Here is a 17,193-nt window from a genome sequence, read left to right on the forward strand (position 1 = left end):
CTTTTTCAAGAGCGCTGCCATGACTGACTACAATGCCCCCTTGCGCGACATGCGCTTCGTCCTCCATGAGCTGTTCGACGGCCCCGCCCTATGGGCGCGCCTGCCGGCCCTGGCCGAACGGGTCGACGCCGACACCGCCAATGCCATCCTCGAAGAAGCGGCCAAGGTCGCCGGCCAATTGATCGCCCCGCTCAGCCGCAACGGCGACGAGCAAGGCGTGCAATTCGATGCCGGCCTGGTCACCACTGCGCAAGGCTTCCGTCAAGCCTGGCAAACCTACCGCGAAGGCGGCTGGGTGGGCCTGGGCGGCAACCCTGAGTACGGCGGCATGGGCATGCCGAAAATGCTTGGCGTGCTGTTCGAAGAGATGCTCTACGCCGCCGATTGCAGCTTCAGCTTGTATTCGGCATTGAGCGCCGGCAGTTGCCTGGCACTCGATGCCCACGCCAGCGAAGCGCTCAAGGCGACTTACCTCCCGCCCCTGTACGAAGGCCGCTGGGCCGGCACCATGTGCTTGACCGAACCCCACGCCGGCACCGACCTGGGAATGATCCGCACCCGCGCCGAGCCCCAAGCCGATGGCAGCTATCAGATCAGCGGCAGCAAGATCTTCATCACCGGTGGCGAACAGGACCTGACCGAGAACATCATTCATCTGGTACTGGCCAAACTGCCGGATGCCCCTGCTGGCGCCAGGGGTATCTCGCTGTTCCTGGTACCCAAGTTCATGGTCGAGGCAGACGGTCGCCTGGGGGTACGCAACGCCGTGCACTGTGGTTCGATCGAGCACAAGATGGGTATCAAGGCCTCGGCCACCTGCGTGATGAACTTCGATGGTGCCACTGGTTACCTGGTCGGTGAGCCAAACAAGGGCCTGGCAGCCATGTTCACCATGATGAATTACGAACGGCTATCGATTGGCATCCAGGGTATCGGCTGCGCCGAAGCGTCCTACCAGAGCGCCGCCCGATACGCCAACGAGCGTCTGCAAAGCCGCGCCGCCAGTGGCCCGCATGCACAGGACAAGGCTGCCGACCCGATCATCCATCATGGTGACGTTCGGCGCATGCTGTTGACCATGCGCACCCTCACCGAAGGTGGCCGGGCTTTCGCCGCCTACGTCGGCCAGCAACTGGACCTTTCGCGCTACGCGGAGGACACCAATGAACGCGAGCAAGCCCAGCGCCTCGTGGCGTTGCTCACGCCAGTGGCCAAGGCATTCTTTACCGACAACGGCCTGGAAAGCTGCGTGCTCGGGCAGCAGGTCTATGGTGGCCACGGTTACATCCGCGAGTGGGGCCAGGAGCAGCGTGTGCGTGACGTGCGCATCGCCCAGATCTATGAAGGCACCAACGGTATCCAGGCCCTGGACCTGCTGGGACGCAAGGTGCTCGCCGATGGTGGCCAGGCCCTGGCCAGTTTCATCCACGAAGTGCGCGCCTTCAGCGTGACCGCTCCCCTGCACCGCGACGCCCTGCAGGAAGCCCTGGCACGCCTTGAAGCTACCAGCCAGTGGCTGCAACAACAGGCCCCTGCCCAGGCCAACCTCGTCAGTGCCGTGGCGGTGGAATACCTGCACCTTTTCGGCTTGACCGCCTATGCCTACATGTGGGCGCGCATGGCCGCCGTGGCGCAGGCCAAGGCCGATGAAGACCCGTCCTTCTACGGCGCCAAGCTGGCCTGCGCCGACTTCTTCTTCCAACGCATCCTGCCACGCAGCCTGGCCCTCGAGGCCTGCATTCGGGCCGGCAGCGCCAGCCTCTATGGGATGACGCCCGCGCAATTCTGACCCACCTCGCGCCCCATGGCCCGCAATGTCCGATGGGGCGCGAAGCATTCTCAAACGCTGAATATTCAGCGCAAAACCGACAAAAGACCGCTCATCTGATAGTTATTCGCCATTACCTCGGTTCTCGGAAACCCCTCGCCAGGGGTAGAATGCGCAAAACCGGAGCCGCAATGAACCACGATCCCTTGACCCCCGCCCCTGACGATGCCATTACCGACGCCGCCGCGCATTGGTGCATGCGTCTGCATGCCGACGACTGCACGGCGGCCGAGCGCGAGGCGTTCACTCGCTGGCTGGCCGCCGATAAGCGGCACGCCGAAGAGTACCAGGCGATGCTGGAGATCTGGGATACCGCCGAGCTGCTGCCCCGTACGGCCACGGTGGTCGAATTCAATCCGGCGCCACACGTCACCCGCCGCACTCGCACGTGGCGCCCGCTCGCTTCTGCCGCGGCCATTGCCCTGGCGGTACTGCCGTTGGCGGGCTGGATCGGGTGGGAACAAGGCTGGTTACCCAACCAGTACCAGCACTTCGAAGCCGACGGCCGGATGCAGACCGTGCAACTGGGCGATGGCAGCCAGGTCGACCTCAACCTCAACACCGAGCTGACCTACCTCAATTTCAAGGATCAACGCCAGGTCAGGCTCAAGCGCGGCGAGGCGTTCTTCAACGTCACCCACGACAGTGCGCACCCGTTCATCGTCCACGCCGGTCGTGGCCAGACCCGCGTCACCGGTACCCAGTTCAACGTGTGGAAGTACCAGGACGAGGTCAAGGTCACCCTGGTGGAAGGTTCGGTTCTGGTCAGCAGCGACGGCAGCGAAGGCGGCTACCGCCTGGGCCCTGGGATGCAGGCCAGCTACCACACCGGCGACTTCGAGCCGCAACTGGTGCAGAGCAACGACTTTGGCAACGCCCTGGCCTGGCGCAGCGGCAAACTGATTCTGGACAACCTGAGCCTCGACCAGGCCCTGCCGGTGATCAACCGCTACCTCGACGCACCGCTGTTGCTCGCCGATGCCAGCACCGGCCGGATCCGTATCAGCGGTATCTACAACACCCGCGAGGTCGAGCGGCTGGTCGACAACCTGCCCAAGGTCCTGCCGGTTTACCTGACCCGCAGCAAGGACGGCAGCACCGTCCTCAACCGCATTTCTCCTCCGCCGAGCGAGGGCTGACGGCGGCCAGCCTTACAGCACCATTGCCGCCAGCCAGCCAAAGGCCAGCAGCGGGAGGTTGTAATGGATGAAGGTCGGCACCACGGTATCCCAGATGTGGTGATGCTGGCCGTCGACGTTCAGACCTGAAGTTGGACCCAGGGTCGAGTCTGACGCCGGCGAACCCGCATCCCCCAGCGCTCCAGCAGTACCGACGATGCAGACGGTGGCCACCGGGTCGAAGCCCAGTTGCACGCACAGCGGTACGAAGATCGCCGCCAGAATGGGCACCGTGGAAAACGACGAGCCAATGCCCATGGTCACCAGCAGTCCCACCAGCAACATCAGCAAGGCACCGATGCCCTTGCTGTGATCGATCCACTGCGCCGATGCCTCGACCAGGCCCTTGACCTCACCGGTCGCCTTCATCACTTCGGCGAACCCCGAAGCGGCGATCATGATGAAGCCGATCATGGCCATCATCTTCATGCCCTCGGTGAACAGGTCGTCCGTGTCCTTCCAGCGCACGATGCCCGACAGCGAGAAGATCAGGAAACCCACCATCGCGCCGATGATCATCGAATCCAGCCACAATTGAACGATGAACGCGCAGGCAATGGCCAGTCCCGCCACCAGTAGGGTCAGAGGGTTGTACTGCACACTGACCTGCTCCACTTGCTCGATGCGTTCCAGGTCATAGTCACGACGTTTGCGGTAGCTGAAGAACACCGCGATCAGCAGGCCTGCCAGCATACCGGCAGCCGGAATGGCCATCGCATGGGTCACGTTGATACCGCTGACATCGACCCCGGCGCGAGCGACATTGGCCAACAGGATTTCATTGAGGAAGATGTTGCCGAAGCCTACCGGCAGAAACATGTAGGGCGTGATCAGGCCGAAGGTGATGACGCAGGCGATCAGGCGTCGATCGATGCGCAATCGAGTCAGCACGTACAGCAGGGGCGGAACCAGCAATGGAATGAAGGCGATGTGGATAGGCAGGATGTTCTGCGACGACACCGCCACCACCAGCATCAGGCCGATCAGCAGCCACTTCATCCGACCACCCTCGGCATGTCCCTGGCGGTCGATCATGGCCAGGGCACGGTCAGCCAGCGCATGGGCCAGCCCGGACTTGGCGATGGCCACGGCGAACGCACCCAGCAACGCATAGGACAGCGCCACCGTGGCACCACCGCCCAAGCCGCCGTTGAACGCCTTTAGCGTACCTTCGATACCCAGGCCGCCGAACAGCCCTCCAGCCAGCGCACCGATAATCAGGGCGATGACCACATGCACCCGAGACAGGCTGAGTATCAGCATGATGCCGACCGCGGCGATCACTGCATTCATGGTTTGGCTTACCTCGTTTGCGACAGAAAAAAAGCGCGCACTCTGAAGCACCGAGCGAAGGATGTCAAAAGCGCCATGTGTCGACCTGTTTCGAGGCTATCAACGCGTCGCCACAGGCTGGGCCAAAAATTAAATTGATCGTTCGAATAAAGAAAAAAATTTCAGCGCCGACACAGTCTCTAGCCCAGACCTATTACAAGGGAATTCTCCCCATGCCTTTGCGACAACTTTCCATCCAGTGGAAAATCACCCTGCTCGCCGGTCTCTGCCTGGCGGGTATTGTCACGTTGCTTGTAGGACTATCGCTGTATCGCATGGACCACAGTTCGGACCTGGTCAAGCAAAGCAGCACGCAGATGCTCACCCAGGCAGCCCAGGCACGCATCGAGTCACAAGGTGAAGTCCAAGCGCTGAACATTCGCCGCCAGTTCATGGACGCCTATCAATACGGCGCAGGGTTCGCCCGTCAGGTGCTGTTCCTGCGCGAACAAGCCGAAAAGCGTTTCCTCGACGCTTTCGACCTGCGCGAGGACATGACCCGCCAGGTGCGCGCCGCGCTGCAGGCCAACCCCGACCTGCTCGGCTTGTCGCTGGTGTTCGAACCCAACGCTCTGGATAACAAAGACAGCCTGTTCGCAGACAAGGCGGAGCTGGGCAGCAACGAAACCGGGCGTTTTTCCCTGTACTGGTCGCAACCACGAGCAGGCCAGCTGACCTCCATGTCCCTCCCCGAGCGCGACTTGACCGATACCCAAATCGGGCCGAGCGGGCAGCCGGCCAACACCTGGTTCGTGTGCCCACGCACCACCGGTAAAGTCTGCGTGGTCGAGCCTTACTTCTATGACATCGACGGCCAACGGGTGCTGATGACCAGCATCGTCTTCCCGCTGTCGGTTCAGGGCAAAGTGGTCGCGACGCTTTCCGTCGACATCAATCTCAACAGCCTGCAAGCCCTGAGCGAAGACGCCAGCCGCAGCCTGTACGAAGGTCGTACCACCGTCGGCATCCTCAGCCCGGCAGGCCTGCTGGCAGGCTACAGCGCCGACGCCAGCAAGCTTGCCCATCGTTTCGACGAGGTTGACCCGGCCAAGGGCGACGAACTGGTCCGCAAGCTGGCGGAAGGCAAGCTCAACGTCCTGCACGACCAGCAACGTCTGAAGGTACTGACGGCATTCCAGCCGATCCCAGGCGCCCAGCCATGGGGTGTACTGCTCGATGTGCCGGAGAACGCCCTGACCGGGCCGGCTGAAACCCTCAAGCGCGAACTCGACACCCTCAACACCAGCGGCACCTTGCTTGAACTGGGCCTGGGCCTGGCAGCGGCGATCGCCGGTCTGCTGATGGTGTGGCTGATGGCCCGTGGCGTCACCCGACCGATTCTTGGGGTAGCGGCGATGCTCAAGGACATTGCCAGTGGCGAAGGCGACCTCACCCGCCGCCTGACCTATGACAAGCGCGACGAGCTCGGTGAACTGGCTGGCTGGTTCAACCGCTTCCTGGACAAACTGCAGCCCACCATTGCCGAGGTCAAACGCTCGGTCCAGGCTGCTCGCGGCACCGCCGACCAGTCTTCGGCCATCGCCACTCAGACCAGCGCCGGCATGGAGCAGCAATACCGCCAGGTCGACCAGGTCGCCACCGCATCCCATGAAATGAGCGCCACGGCTCAGGACGTCGCCCGCAGCGCAGCCCAGGCCGCCCAGGCCGCCCGCGATGCTGATCAGGCAACCCGCGAAGGCCTTGCGGTAATCGACCGCACCACCCAGAGCATCGACACCCTGGCCGCCGACATGAGCACCGCCATGGCCGAGGTCGAGGGGCTGGCGCAGAACAGCGAGAAGATCGGTTCGGTGCTGGAAGTGATCCGCTCGATCGCCGAGCAGACCAACCTGCTGGCTCTGAACGCCGCCATCGAGGCTGCACGGGCGGGTGAAGCCGGCCGTGGCTTCGCCGTGGTCGCCGATGAGGTACGCAACCTGGCGCAACGCACCCAGGAATCGGTGGAAGAAACCCGTCAGGTGATCGAAGCCCTGCAAGCCGGTACCCGCGAAGTGGTCGGTGCCATGGACAACAGCCACCGCCAGGCCCAGGGCGGTGTCGAGCAGGTCGGACAGGCCGTGACCGCGCTGCAGCGTATCGGACAGGCCGTGACGGTGATTACCGACATGAACCTGCAGATCGCCTCAGCAGCCGAGGAGCAGAGCGCGGTGGCCGAAGAGATCAACAGCAATGTGGCGACCATTCGCGATGTGACCGAGTCGCTGTCCGGGCAAGCCAACGAGTCGGCGCGGGTCAGCCAGTCGCTCAACAGCCTGGCCAACCAGCAACAGGCGTTGATGGACCAGTTCCGCGTCTGAGCCTCGAGGGCCGGCAGAAGCCGGCCCTCTTCACATGGCCACCACGCTGGCCGCCAGGCGCGCGGCGGTGGTTTCTGAGCGCGGCATTACACCCGTCAACCGTCTGTGTGCAAAACAACGTGTTCCCAAACATCGGTCCACGCTAGTCTGTGCCGGAATCCGACAACGGAACACCGACCATGCTCCACCTGCTGCTGACCACCTTGGTCCCGATCATCGTGCTGATTGCCTTGGGAACCTTCCTGCGCGTTCGTGGTTTTCTGGCCGAACCATTCTGGCCCGGCGCAGAACGCCTCAGTTACTACGTGCTGCTGCCGTCGCTGTTCCTGCATGGCCTGGCGACCGCCAACCTCGATGGCGTTCCGGTAATGGGCATGGTTGTCGTGCTGATGCTCTCGACCGTGCTGGGTGCCCTGCTGCTGATGCTTTACCAAGGCGCCGCCAACCATGACGGGGCCGACTTCACCTCGGTATTCCAAGGCGGCGTGCGCTTCAACAACTACATCGGGGCCACATTGGCAGCCGGCATCTATGGCAGCGCCGGCATCGCACTGGCGGCAGTTGCCAACGCAGCGATCGTGCCGCTGGTGAACCTGCTTTGCGTCCTGGTCTTCGCTCGTTTCAGCGCACGCCACAGCTCACCGATCACGGTACTGCGGGCAATCTTTGCCAACCCTTTGATCGTCGGCTGCGCGGGCGGGCTGCTGTTGCGGTTCAGTGGCCTGGGTCTGCCCGCGGGTATCGAACCCACGGTCAAGGCGCTGGGCCAGGCTGCCCTGCCCTTGGGCTTGCTTTGCGTGGGAGCGGCCCTGGGCGGTGCAAGACTTGGCCAGCAGGTGCGGCCGTTGGTGGCCGCTTCGACGTTCAAGTTCCTGGTCATGCCGCTCACAACCTGGGGGCTGTGCCGGCTGCTGGGGCTGGGCGGTCAGGCGGCCGTCGTGGCAGTGTTGTTCCAGGCGTTGCCCACGGCTTCATCGTCCTATGTCATGGCCCGGCAAATGGGCGGCAACGCACCGTTGATGGCCACCATCATCGCCCTGCAGACAGTGGCTGGCGCAGTCACCCTGCCATTGATGCTCTCGCTGACGTTGAGTTGATGGCGATTGGCTAGACTGTGATTCAGCTCACAGTACGGACATTCGCCCATGCGCCTATCGTGGATGGTAATCGCGTTGACCACAGCCCTGCTTGCAGGCCCTCTTCACGCGGCCGACAGTACCAAGGCCGCGGTCGCCGAGGACAAGGCCGAAGCGCTCGAGGAAAAAGTCGTCGAGGATTCCCCGCCACCGAAGAAAAGCGAAACCCTGACCCCGAGCGAGGTAAAAGCGGTGGACCCGGCCGGCCAGTCGCCGATGGACGACAGCATCACCTGCCTGGCCCGGACCATTTACTGGGAAGCCAAGGGTGCCACGGACGAGGACATGAGTGCGGTGGCCAGCGTAGTGCTCAATCGCCTGGGCCATGAGGGCTTCCCGGACTCGATCTGCGCGGTGGTCAAGCAAGGGGTCGAAACCAAATCCTGCCAGTTCTCCTGGTGGTGCGATGGTCGCCCGGACCAGGTCGAAGAAGAACAACGCTACACCATCGCCAAGGAAATCGCGCGCAGGGCCCTCAACCAGCAACTCAAGGACCCCACAGGCGGCGCACTGTACTTCCATGACCGCAACGTACACCCGGAGTGGGCCAAGGCCTACCGCAAGACCGCCGAGACCCAGCATTTTCTGTTCTACAAGCCAAACCAGGCGTTGGCCCGCTGAGCCAGGTCATTGGATCGCACTTTTCCGGCGACCAATGGTCTATCCCCTCCTTTGCCGCCCATAACCTTTCTGCCGGCTTCACCGGCAAGCTGCACGATTCCGGGCCAAAAGCCTCGAGCTTGTGTAGGATGGGCAGCGCTTACCAAGACGCTGCCAGCCATAGGGAGATCCACATGCGCGTCCTGTCATCCGTTGCCGCCTTGTCACTGGGCCTGGTCGTCTCGACGGGGGCCCTGGCCGTTACTGGCGAAGAGGCGCAACTGATCGATTCGATCAATGCCTATCGCAGTCAGACGCAACGCTGCGGCGGCGAGGTGTCGCTGGAACTGCCGCCCCTGAACAGCGATACGCGCCTGGCACTGTCGCCGGAAGGCACCCGCGACCTGCAGCAGGCCATGTCCCGCGCGGCCTACCCCATGGTCAATGTCCAGGCCATCAGCCTGTCCGGCCCGCGCGACGCCCGTGCCGCGATGAACGCCATCGAAGAGAGCTTTTGCCAGGTGGTGCTCGACCCCCAATTCGTCGACATCGGTGTGAGCCAGGAAGGCCGTGACTGGCGTATCGTTCTTGCCCGTCCGCTGCTAAGCGGCGGGCTGGGCGACTGGCAAGCCGAGGGGCAAAAGGTGCTGCAGGCGATCAATGCCGCACGCAAGGTGCCACGCCAATGCGGTGGCCAACCCTATGCCGCTGCCCCCGCACTGGGCTGGAACGCGACGCTGGCAGGCGTGGCCGCCAGCCATACCCGAGCCATGGCCAATCAGAATTTCTTCGACCATGTCGACAAGGATGGCCGCACCCCGGGCGACCGCGCCGAGCTTGCCGGCTACCTCTATCAGCAAATCGGCGAGAATATCGCCGCCGGTCGCGATACGGCGCGCAAGGTGGTCGACGGCTGGCTGGACAGCCCAGGACACTGCGCCACCCTCATGAACCCAGACTTCCGCGAACTGGGCGCGGCCTATGCGGTGGACCCGAAAAGCGATGCAGGCATCTACTGGACGGCGCTGTTCGGCAGTCCACAGTAAGTCCTTCTGGTGAAGGGGTTTCAAGGACCTGTCCGGCGCAAGACCTGCGCCGTGCAACCAAAGCGCCGGCGCACGCATTTGCCCAGGTAACTCGCATCGCCCAACCCTACCTCGTCGGCAATCTGCGCCAAGCTGTGACTGGAATTGAGCAGTCGCCAACGCGCCTGCTGCAAGCGCATCTCCAGCCACCAGCCTTTGGCGCTCATGCCGTGGCTGGCCTGGAATTGTCGATCCAGCTGGCGCCGACTGATGCCAAGCTCGCTGGCCAGTTGTTCGACGGACAGCTTCGCCCCCAGATGGTGACGCATCAGCGCCAAGGCCCGCGTAACCTGACGCCCCTGCCCAGCCCCGGTTTCGAGCGAGCGCAGCGCGTGACGGCTGTGGCGTGTTTCGTCCACCAACATGTCGGCCAACCCCTTGAGTGCACGGGTTCGACCGCAGGCTGCCGACAACAGCTCCACTGCAAGGTCGATGACCGCCGTACCGCCTGCACAGGTAATGCGCCCGCCATCGATGCAGTACAGCTGCTCGGGCAGAACCTGAAGGTGCGGGAAACTGGCTCTGAACTCCACTTCGTGGCGCCAGTGCACCACCACCTTGTGCCCGTCCAGCAAGCCACAAGCCGCCAGCAGAAAGGCTGCATTGTCGACTGCGACCAGCTTCACGCCCGCCTTGACAGCCTGCCTGAGCAGGCCCTGATAACGCGGAGCGAGCTGGGCGGTTGCGCCCGCGCTGCGTCCGCCGAACACCACCAGGTAGTCGTAACCGCGCAGTTCCAGCTGCTCCGGCGTTACGTGCACATGGACCACCGCCCCACTGCTCGATGGCACCGGATCGTCAGTCAGGCCCAGCAATGTCCAACAGCAATACCGCTGACGGCTGTAATCCTCATCGTCGGCGCTGAAACGCAGCTTGTCGAGAAAGCCGCCGAAGGGCAGCAAGGCAAAATCCGGCAACGGCAGGATCAACAGGCGAAGATCAGGGGGCATTGCACAATGTCCAGAAAACACCATTGAATGGCCAGATAATACCCTTTGATTCGAACGGCGTACCCTAAACTGGACGTCTGTGAATCGACAAGGCACTTTACATGGCACTCGACACCTGGCTGATCTACCTGCTGGCCAGCACCGGCCTGTCGCTGACCCCAGGCCCCAATAGCCTGCTGGCCCTGACCCACGGCGCCCAGTACGGCGCTCGCCGGACGCTGTTCACCATCGTCGGCGGTGTGTTTGGCTTCAGCGCCCTGATCGCCCTGGCCATGTTCGGCCTTAGCGCCCTGCTGCAAGCGTCTGCCTCGGTGTTGACCGTGCTCAAGTGGGTTGGCGGCGCCTACCTGATCTGGCTGGGGATCCAGCTATGGCGCAGCCCAGCCCTGCACCTGGAGATGAACGCGCGGCCTGCTCGACTGAACAATGCCGGACTGTTTCGCCAGGGCCTGCTGTCGGCCTTGGCCAACCCCAAGGTGCTGCTGTTCTATGGCGCCTTCCTGCCGCAATTCATCGACCCGCAGCGCGGGCTGCTCATGCAGTTCGTGGTGATGGCTGCTACTTTCGCCAGCGTCGAGTGCCTGGTCGAGTATGTGCTGGCGCGTCTGGCATTTCGCATCCGTCCCTGGTTGGCCAAAGGTGGCAAAGGATTCAATCGCTGCTGCGCCAGCCTGTTCGCGCTGATTGGCGCGGCGCTGCCCTTGGGTCGCTGAAGGCCATCCTTTGAAAGCCTCGACTCAGGGCTTGAGCAAGCCTTCGCAGAAGCTGACGAATGTCTTGACCCGACGCGAGCCACGATGATTGGGCAGGTACAACGCATTGATGCTGTCACTGGCCGCGCCTGGGCTTGCCTGCCAATCACCGAAAATCCGCTGCAGCCGGCCAGCCGCCACGTCCTCGCGCACCAGCCAGTCGGCCAGCAGAGCGATGCCGCAGCCCGCAAGGGCAGCCTCGCGCAACATATCGGCGTTGGCGCTGCGCAACGGCCCGCTGACGTCCAGTTCCAACGCCTGCTCTGCCTGGCGCAAACGCCAGGGCCGCGCTTTTTGTCCGTAGCGAAAACGCAGGCAGGCGTGATCCAGCAGCTGCCGAGGGTGGAGTAACGGCTCGCGCCCAGCCAGATACGCCGGGCTGGCCACCAGCCAGCGGTCGAAAGTGCCCAGCTGGCGGCAGACCAGTTCGTCATCCGGCGCCGGGTCGCCCAAGCGGATCGACAGGTCATAACGGCCATCGAGCAGGTCATCGAGACGGTCGCTCATGTCGATGTCCAACTCCAGCGCCGGATGCTGTGCCATGAACGGCCCCAGATGCGGGGCGATCACCCGGCGACCGAACTCCACCGGCAAGCACAGGCGCAACACCCCTACCGGCTCCTCGCCTCGGTCGGCCACACTGGCGTCAGCCTCTGCCAACGCCTCGAGAATCGCCCGTGAGCGCTCATAGTAGCGGGCCCCCGCCTCGGTCAGGCTGACTTGGCGGGTGGAGCGATTGAGCAACGTGGCCCCCAGGGCGCCTTCCAGGGCATCGACCAGCCGGGTGACCGAGGACGGAGCCACACCCTGGGAGCGGGCAGCGGCTGAAAAACCCTGTGCATCGACGGTGGCCACGAACATCTTCATCGCCAAGAGCTTGTCCATATCTTTCCCGCCGTTGAAATCTCGGAACGGTCCTACAATCGGTGTGGCAGGTCAAGAAGCGCACTGATGACTCCTCCCGTTCATAGTGGAAACACCCCCCGTAGAGCGAGATCCCAAATGCCCCTTGCGAATGTATTCGACGCACTTCCGTCCCGTTGCCCGAGCGACGTCGAACTGGTCGACGCGTTGCTCAAGCGCCCCGGCCTGCGCATAGAACGTATCGTCTCCACCGGCCAGGCCAGCCCACCCGGCTTCTGGTAAGACCAGGCCGAAGGCGAATGGGTCGTGCTGCTCAGCGGCGCAGCCGGGCTGCGTCTGGAGCACGAAGACCATACCCGCCTGCTCAAGCCGGGGGACTGCCTCGACATTCCTCCCCACTGCCGCCATCGGGTGGAGTGGACCTCCCAGCAAACTTCCACCATCTGGCTCGCGGTGTTCTACAGCGCCTCCCTGCCCTGGCCAAATAGCTGAGCCGACCTGCCCACGCCCACTGACTGAACGCCTGCCTGCTGCCCGCTGGTGGCGGCGCCCGCGCAGCGTTACCGACTGCCCCTGGGTGGCGCATTACGACGAAAGTCTACTGCGTCACATCGACAAATGAACACGAACGGCACACCCCGTGCACATTTACCGGCCTGATCTAGACTTTTAGCCACTCCATGGCAAGTTCAACCCTGCGACAATCAGCCTCAGAAAATTTTGTACTAACTTGTTAATTAGCTTGCTAAGGGCTTAAACTCCGCCGCATTCCACCTGCTGAGATCTCTGGCATGAAAGAAACCCCGCGCGCCTCTGGCGCCACAACCCTCATTCTGGTCGGCTTGGGCGTAATCGTCGCCCTGCTTGGCCTTCTCCTGGCTGCTGGCGGCATCAAGCTCGCTGGCCTGGGCGGTTCCTGGTACTTCCTGATCGGCGGCCTGGCCATGGCCATCGCCGGCGTCCTCATCGCACGCCGCAAGGTCGCCGGTGCCTGGCTGTACGCCCTGTTCCTGGTCGGTACCGTGATCTGGGCGCTGGTCGATGCCGGCTTGCAGTTCTGGCCGCTGTTCTCGCGCCTGTTCATGTTTGCCGCGATTGGCTTGGTGGTGGCATTGGTGTACCCAATGCTGGCCCGCGCCAACGGTGCCAGCGCCGGCCGTGGCGCTTATGGCATCGCGGGCGTATTGGCTGTGGTGCTGGCCATCGCCGTCGGCAACATGTTCGTTGCCCACCCCAGTGTCGCCCCCACCGGTAAAGGCCCTGGCCTGACCCCAGTGGCGCCGGAAAAAGCACAGAAAGACTGGGCCCACTACGGCAACACCGAAGGTGGCAGCCGCTTCGCCGCGCTGGACCAGATCAACCGCGCCAACGTCGACAAGCTGCAGGTGGCCTGGACCTACCGCACCGGTGACGTCGCCCTCAGCGACGGCAACGGGGCCGAGGACCAGCTGACCCCCCTGCAGATCGGCAGCAAGGTGTTCATCTGCACGCCGCACAACAACCTGATCGCCCTTGACGCCGACACCGGCAAAGAGCTGTGGAAGAACGAGATCAACGCCCAGTCCAAAGTCTGGCAGCGTTGCCGTGGCATGGCCTACTTCGACGCCACCGCGCCGATCGCACAGCCGACCCAGCCAAACAGCTCGCCAATCACCCAGGCCAGCGTGCCAGCCGGCGCCAACTGCCAGCGTCGCCTGCTGACCAACACCATCGACGGTCGCCTGATTGCCGTCGACGCCGACAATGGTGAGTTTTGCCAGGGCTTCGGCAACAATGGCCAGGTCGACCTCAAGGCTGGCCTGGGCAACGTCCCTGACTCCTACTACCAGCTTTCGTCCGCGCCGCTGATGGCCGGTACCACCGTCGTGGTCGGCGGCCGCGTTGCCGATAACGTCCAGACCGACATGCCAGGCGGCGTGATCCGTGGCTTCGACGTCATCACCGGGGCCATGCGCTGGGCGTTCGACCCAGGCAATCCGGAAGATCGCAACGCACCGACAGGTGACAATACCTACGTGCGAAGCACCCCCAACAGCTGGGCACCCATGTCGTACGATCCGGCGATGAACACCGTGTTCCTGCCGATGGGTTCCTCGTCCACCGACATCTACGGTGTCGAGCGCAGCAAGCTGGACCACACCTACGGCGCGTCGGTGCTGGCCCTCGACGCCACCACCGGCAACCAGAAGTGGGTGTTCCAGACCGTACACAATGACCTGTGGGACTTCGACCTGCCAATGCAGCCGAGCCTGATCGACTTCACCAAGGACGACGGCAAATCCGTTCCTGCGGTGGTGATCGGCACCAAGGCTGGGCAGATCTATGTACTCGACCGCGCCACCGGCAAGCCGCTGACCCAGGTTGACGAAGTACCGGTCAAGCCGGGCAATATCCCTAACGAGCCGTACTCCCCGACGCAACCGAAATCGGTGGGTATGCCGCAGATCGGCGCGCAGACCCTGACCGAATCGGACATGTGGGGTGCCACGCCGTTCGACCAGCTGCTGTGCCGCATCGACTTCAAGAAAATGCGCTACGACGGCCTGTACACCGCGCCGGGTACCGACCTGTCGCTGAGCTTCCCGGGTTCGCTGGGTGGCATGAACTGGGGCAGCATCTCTACCGATCCGGTACACGGTTTCATCTTCGTCAACGACATGCGCCTGGGCCTGTGGATCCAGATGATCCCATCGCAGAACAAGGGTCAGGCCGCAGGTGGTGGTGAAGCATTGAACACCGGCATGGGCGCGGTACCTCTCAAGGGCACGCCTTACGCGGTGAACAAGAACCGCTTCCTGTCGGTAGCCGGCATTCCATGCCAGGCACCGCCTTTTGGCACCCTGACCGCCATCGACATGAAAACCCGTCAGGTTGCCTGGCAGGTTCCGGTCGGCACCGTCGAAGACACTGGCCCGCTCGGCATTCGTATGCACCTGCCAATCAAGATCGGCCTGCCGACCCTTGGCGGCACCCTGTCGACCCAAGGTGGCCTGGTGTTCATCGCCGGCACCCAGGACTTCTACCTGCGCGCCTACGACAGCAGCAACGGTAACGAGATCTGGAAAGCCCGCCTGCCCGTAGGCAGCCAGGGTGGCCCGATGACCTATGTCTCGCCGAAAACCGGCAAGCAGTATGTGGTCGTCACTGCCGGCGGTGCCCGTCAGTCGACCGACCGTGGCGACTACGTCATTTCGTACGCCTTGCCGTAAACCGCTTCGTCCGTCATCACCGGCAAGCCGGCCACTACAGGACCCGCGAAGGTCCCAGTAGTGGCCGGCTTGCTGGCGATGAGGCCCTGAAAGACTATCCGAGACCCCGTAATGTCCCCCGCTCTTCGCTACACCCCCACTGCTCTACTCCTGGCCCTGGCCAGTACCACAGCCCTGGCCGATGGCGACCTCATGACCCGCAGCACCCTGACCGGTGACTGGGGCGGCCTGCGTCACCAGCTGGAAGAGGACGGCATCAAATTCACCGGTGACTACAGCGGCGAAACCGCCTACAACGCCCATGGCGGCCTGCACCGCTCCGCGCGCTATTCGCAGAACCTCAAGCTCGGTGTGCAGTTTGACCTGTCCAAGCTCTATGGCCTGGATAACGGCGGCAAAGTCCAACTGACCATCAATGACCGTCGCGGCAACAGCGCCTCGGAAGATCTGGTGGGCAACCGTCTTCCGATCCAGGAAAACTACGGCGGCCTTTACACCCGCCTGACCGAACTGAGCTATGAGCGCACCCTGTTCACCCCGGCGCTGAACGTCAAGCTCGGCTACATGGCCATGGGCAACGACCTGGGCGGGCTGGACAGCGGCATCCTGTGCAACTTCATGAACGCCGGTTTCTGCGGCCACCCATTGAACATGTCGGGCGGTAGCGGCTGGACCAACTATCCCAACGCCCACCTCGGCGTGCGTGTGAAGTACGACTTCTCGCCGTCCTGGCAGTTGCGCGTCGCGGCGTTCAATGTCGACCCCGAAAGCAATGGCAACTCCAGTCGCGCCTGGCACCTGGGGCCGAAGCACACCACCGGCACCGTGGTTCCGGTAGAGCTGGTGTACAAGCTTCAAGGCGAGCTGCCGGGCGAGTACAAGCTGGGCTATTACTACGACAGCTCCGATGTAAAACGCATTGGCAGCGACGACGAAGTGTCGGGCCGTGGTGGTCACTACCTGCTGATCGACCAAGCCGTGTGGAACGATCCGCAATCGGCTGGCCGCAGCCTGCATGCCTTCGGCCAGTATTCGGCATCGAGCAAGGCCGCCTCGCCATTCACCAAGTGGTATGGCGCCGGTGTGGTGCTGTACAAGCCGTTCGAAGGGCGCCCTCGCGATACCCTGGCCCTGGGTTACGGTCGCGCCGTGCCGAACCCGCGTAGCCGCGACGTGCTGGAAGAAACTGCGCTGAACAATGGCCAGGCCTTCCCCGATATCGACAGCGCCGAACAACTGATCGAGCTGAGCTACGGCTACCAGGCCACTCCATGGCTGAACCTGCGACCTGATGTGCAATACATCATCGAGCCAGGCGCCTTCTCCGGAAAGGACATCGACAACGCACTGGTGGTTGGCCTGCAGGTCAAAGCCACGTTCTGATAGCGGTTCAGGCTAGAACGCGCCGGTGGTTTGCGCGCCCTTTTCCATCAAGGGAAGGGGGCAACCGCCGGCCCGTCCCCCCAAGGCTCAGGCCGAGTTCGGATAACGCTGGCCAAACGATGCAGAGCAGCTTTACTAGAGGATAACGAGCTTTGGAAACGGTGGGCGCCCATGAAGATCGTAGTCACCAGCATCCTCGTAGACGACCAGGCCAAGGCCCTTTCCTTCTACCATTACGTGCTCGGCTTCGAACCCAAGCATGACCTGCCCATGGGCCAGCATCGCTGGCTGACCCTCACCTCACCCAATGACCCTGACGGGGTCGAACTGCTGCTCGAACCGGATGTACACCCTGCAGCAAAGACCTACAAGTCAGCGCTCAAGCAGGAGGGTATTCCCTTCACGACCTTTCGGGTGCGCGATATCCAGGCCGAGTACGCCCGCCTGTGCAAAGCTGGCGTGAGGTTCACCCAGCCGCCTACCGTCATGGGGCCGGTCACCACCGCGGTGTTCGATGACACTTGCGGCAACCTGATCCAGCTCGCCCAGAAGCACTGA

At 63.2% G+C, this 17,193-nt stretch carries 12 protein-coding genes and 3 pseudogenes; 12 read left to right on the top strand and 3 right to left on the bottom strand.

Annotation, left to right across the window (positions count from 1 at the left end):
- The first annotated feature begins 19 nt into the window (after positions 1 to 19).
- Positions 20 to 1,789 carry an acyl-CoA dehydrogenase C-terminal domain-containing protein gene (locus tag H620_RS0102945; protein WP_027906686.1) on the top strand — a complete coding sequence of 590 codons (1,770 nt, stop codon included), beginning with the start codon at positions 20 to 22 and terminating at the stop codon, positions 1,787 to 1,789.
- Positions 1,790 to 1,959: 170 nt separating this feature from the next.
- Complete coding sequence (locus H620_RS0102950) at positions 1,960 to 2,967, top strand: FecR family protein (RefSeq protein WP_023380840.1); 1,008 nt, start codon at positions 1,960 to 1,962, stop codon at positions 2,965 to 2,967.
- Positions 2,968 to 2,979: 12 nt separating this feature from the next.
- Here H620_RS0102950 and H620_RS0102955 read toward each other — a convergent pair whose 3' ends face one another.
- Positions 2,980 to 4,299 (bottom strand): Na+/H+ antiporter family protein, encoded by a 1,320-nt coding sequence (locus H620_RS0102955; RefSeq protein WP_023380842.1) that lies wholly within the window; start codon positions 4,297 to 4,299, stop codon positions 2,980 to 2,982.
- A 533-nt stretch (positions 4,300 to 4,832) separates the two neighbouring features.
- Here H620_RS0102955 and H620_RS27675 point away from each other — a divergent pair.
- The 5 genes and pseudogenes from H620_RS27675 to H620_RS0102975 form a co-directional block, all read left to right on the top strand.
- A pseudogene (locus tag H620_RS27675) lies at positions 4,833 to 5,798 on the top strand (methyl-accepting chemotaxis protein); the annotation flags it as partial.
- A gap of 345 nt (positions 5,799 to 6,143) precedes the next feature.
- Positions 6,144 to 6,656 (top strand): annotated as a pseudogene (locus tag H620_RS27680) (methyl-accepting chemotaxis protein); the annotation flags it as partial.
- A 179-nt stretch (positions 6,657 to 6,835) separates the two neighbouring features.
- Positions 6,836 to 7,753, top strand: coding sequence for an AEC family transporter (locus H620_RS0102965; RefSeq protein WP_023380846.1), 918 nt, complete (start codon positions 6,836 to 6,838; stop codon positions 7,751 to 7,753).
- Between the two features lie 48 nt (positions 7,754 to 7,801).
- The gene (locus tag H620_RS0102970) at positions 7,802 to 8,413 is read left to right on the top strand and encodes a cell wall hydrolase (protein WP_027906687.1); all 612 of its coding nucleotides are present in this window, start codon (positions 7,802 to 7,804) and stop codon (positions 8,411 to 8,413) included.
- A 173-nt stretch (positions 8,414 to 8,586) separates the two neighbouring features.
- The gene (locus H620_RS0102975; protein WP_023380848.1) at positions 8,587 to 9,438 is read left to right on the top strand and encodes a CAP domain-containing protein; all 852 of its coding nucleotides are present in this window, start codon (positions 8,587 to 8,589) and stop codon (positions 9,436 to 9,438) included.
- A gap of 20 nt (positions 9,439 to 9,458) precedes the next feature.
- Here H620_RS0102975 and H620_RS0102980 read toward each other — a convergent pair whose 3' ends face one another.
- On the bottom strand, positions 9,459 to 10,427 hold the full coding sequence (locus H620_RS0102980; protein ID WP_027906688.1) for a GlxA family transcriptional regulator: 969 nt from the start codon (positions 10,425 to 10,427) through the stop codon (positions 9,459 to 9,461).
- Positions 10,428 to 10,528: 101 nt separating this feature from the next.
- Here H620_RS0102980 and H620_RS0102985 point away from each other — a divergent pair, with 101 nt between their 5' ends.
- Positions 10,529 to 11,140: a LysE family translocator gene (locus H620_RS0102985; RefSeq protein WP_027906689.1), complete on the top strand. Its 612-nt coding sequence runs from the start codon at positions 10,529 to 10,531 to the stop codon at positions 11,138 to 11,140.
- Between the two features lie 24 nt (positions 11,141 to 11,164).
- Here H620_RS0102985 and H620_RS0102990 read toward each other — a convergent pair whose 3' ends face one another.
- Entirely contained in the window at positions 11,165 to 12,064 is a 900-nt protein-coding gene (locus H620_RS0102990) for a LysR family transcriptional regulator (RefSeq protein WP_027906690.1), read from the bottom strand.
- Between the two features lie 117 nt (positions 12,065 to 12,181).
- Here H620_RS0102990 and H620_RS26200 point away from each other — a divergent pair.
- From H620_RS26200 to H620_RS0103010, 4 genes and pseudogenes are all read left to right on the top strand, one after another.
- Positions 12,182 to 12,535: pseudogene (locus H620_RS26200) on the top strand (cupin domain-containing protein).
- Positions 12,536 to 12,834: 299 nt separating this feature from the next.
- Positions 12,835 to 15,252, top strand: coding sequence for a glucose/quinate/shikimate family membrane-bound PQQ-dependent dehydrogenase (locus H620_RS0103000; protein ID WP_027906692.1), 2,418 nt, complete (start codon positions 12,835 to 12,837; stop codon positions 15,250 to 15,252).
- A gap of 111 nt (positions 15,253 to 15,363) precedes the next feature.
- Positions 15,364 to 16,635 (top strand): carbohydrate porin, encoded by a 1,272-nt coding sequence (locus H620_RS0103005; protein ID WP_023380857.1) that lies wholly within the window; start codon positions 15,364 to 15,366, stop codon positions 16,633 to 16,635.
- 171 nt (positions 16,636 to 16,806) lie between these two features.
- Positions 16,807 to 17,193 (top strand): VOC family protein, encoded by a 387-nt coding sequence (locus tag H620_RS0103010; protein WP_023380858.1) that lies wholly within the window; start codon positions 16,807 to 16,809, stop codon positions 17,191 to 17,193.

The organism is Pseudomonas taiwanensis DSM 21245, assembly GCF_000425785.1.
In the GTDB taxonomy this organism is placed as follows: Bacteria; Pseudomonadota; Gammaproteobacteria; order Pseudomonadales; family Pseudomonadaceae; genus Aquipseudomonas; species Aquipseudomonas taiwanensis.

What these genes read in the sequence shown, in the direction of transcription:
- H620_RS0102945 (WP_027906686.1), top strand. Translation starts at nt 20, where the DNA reads ATGACTGACTACAATGCCCCCTTGCGCGACATGCGCTTCGTCCTCCAT.
- H620_RS0102950 (WP_023380840.1), top strand. Translation starts at nt 1,960, where the DNA reads ATGAACCACGATCCCTTGACCCCCGCCCCTGACGATGCCATTACCGAC.
- H620_RS0102955 (WP_023380842.1), bottom strand. Translation starts at nt 4,299, where the DNA reads ATGAATGCAGTGATCGCCGCGGTCGGCATCATGCTGATACTCAGCCTG.
- H620_RS0102965 (WP_023380846.1), top strand. Translation starts at nt 6,836, where the DNA reads ATGCTCCACCTGCTGCTGACCACCTTGGTCCCGATCATCGTGCTGATT.
- H620_RS0102970 (WP_027906687.1), top strand. Translation starts at nt 7,802, where the DNA reads ATGCGCCTATCGTGGATGGTAATCGCGTTGACCACAGCCCTGCTTGCA.
- H620_RS0102975 (WP_023380848.1), top strand. Translation starts at nt 8,587, where the DNA reads ATGCGCGTCCTGTCATCCGTTGCCGCCTTGTCACTGGGCCTGGTCGTC.
- H620_RS0102980 (WP_027906688.1), bottom strand. Translation starts at nt 10,427, where the DNA reads ATGCCCCCTGATCTTCGCCTGTTGATCCTGCCGTTGCCGGATTTTGCC.
- H620_RS0102985 (WP_027906689.1), top strand. Translation starts at nt 10,529, where the DNA reads ATGGCACTCGACACCTGGCTGATCTACCTGCTGGCCAGCACCGGCCTG.
- H620_RS0102990 (WP_027906690.1), bottom strand. Translation starts at nt 12,064, where the DNA reads ATGGACAAGCTCTTGGCGATGAAGATGTTCGTGGCCACCGTCGATGCA.
- H620_RS0103000 (WP_027906692.1), top strand. Translation starts at nt 12,835, where the DNA reads ATGAAAGAAACCCCGCGCGCCTCTGGCGCCACAACCCTCATTCTGGTC.
- H620_RS0103005 (WP_023380857.1), top strand. Translation starts at nt 15,364, where the DNA reads ATGTCCCCCGCTCTTCGCTACACCCCCACTGCTCTACTCCTGGCCCTG.
- H620_RS0103010 (WP_023380858.1), top strand. Translation starts at nt 16,807, where the DNA reads ATGAAGATCGTAGTCACCAGCATCCTCGTAGACGACCAGGCCAAGGCC.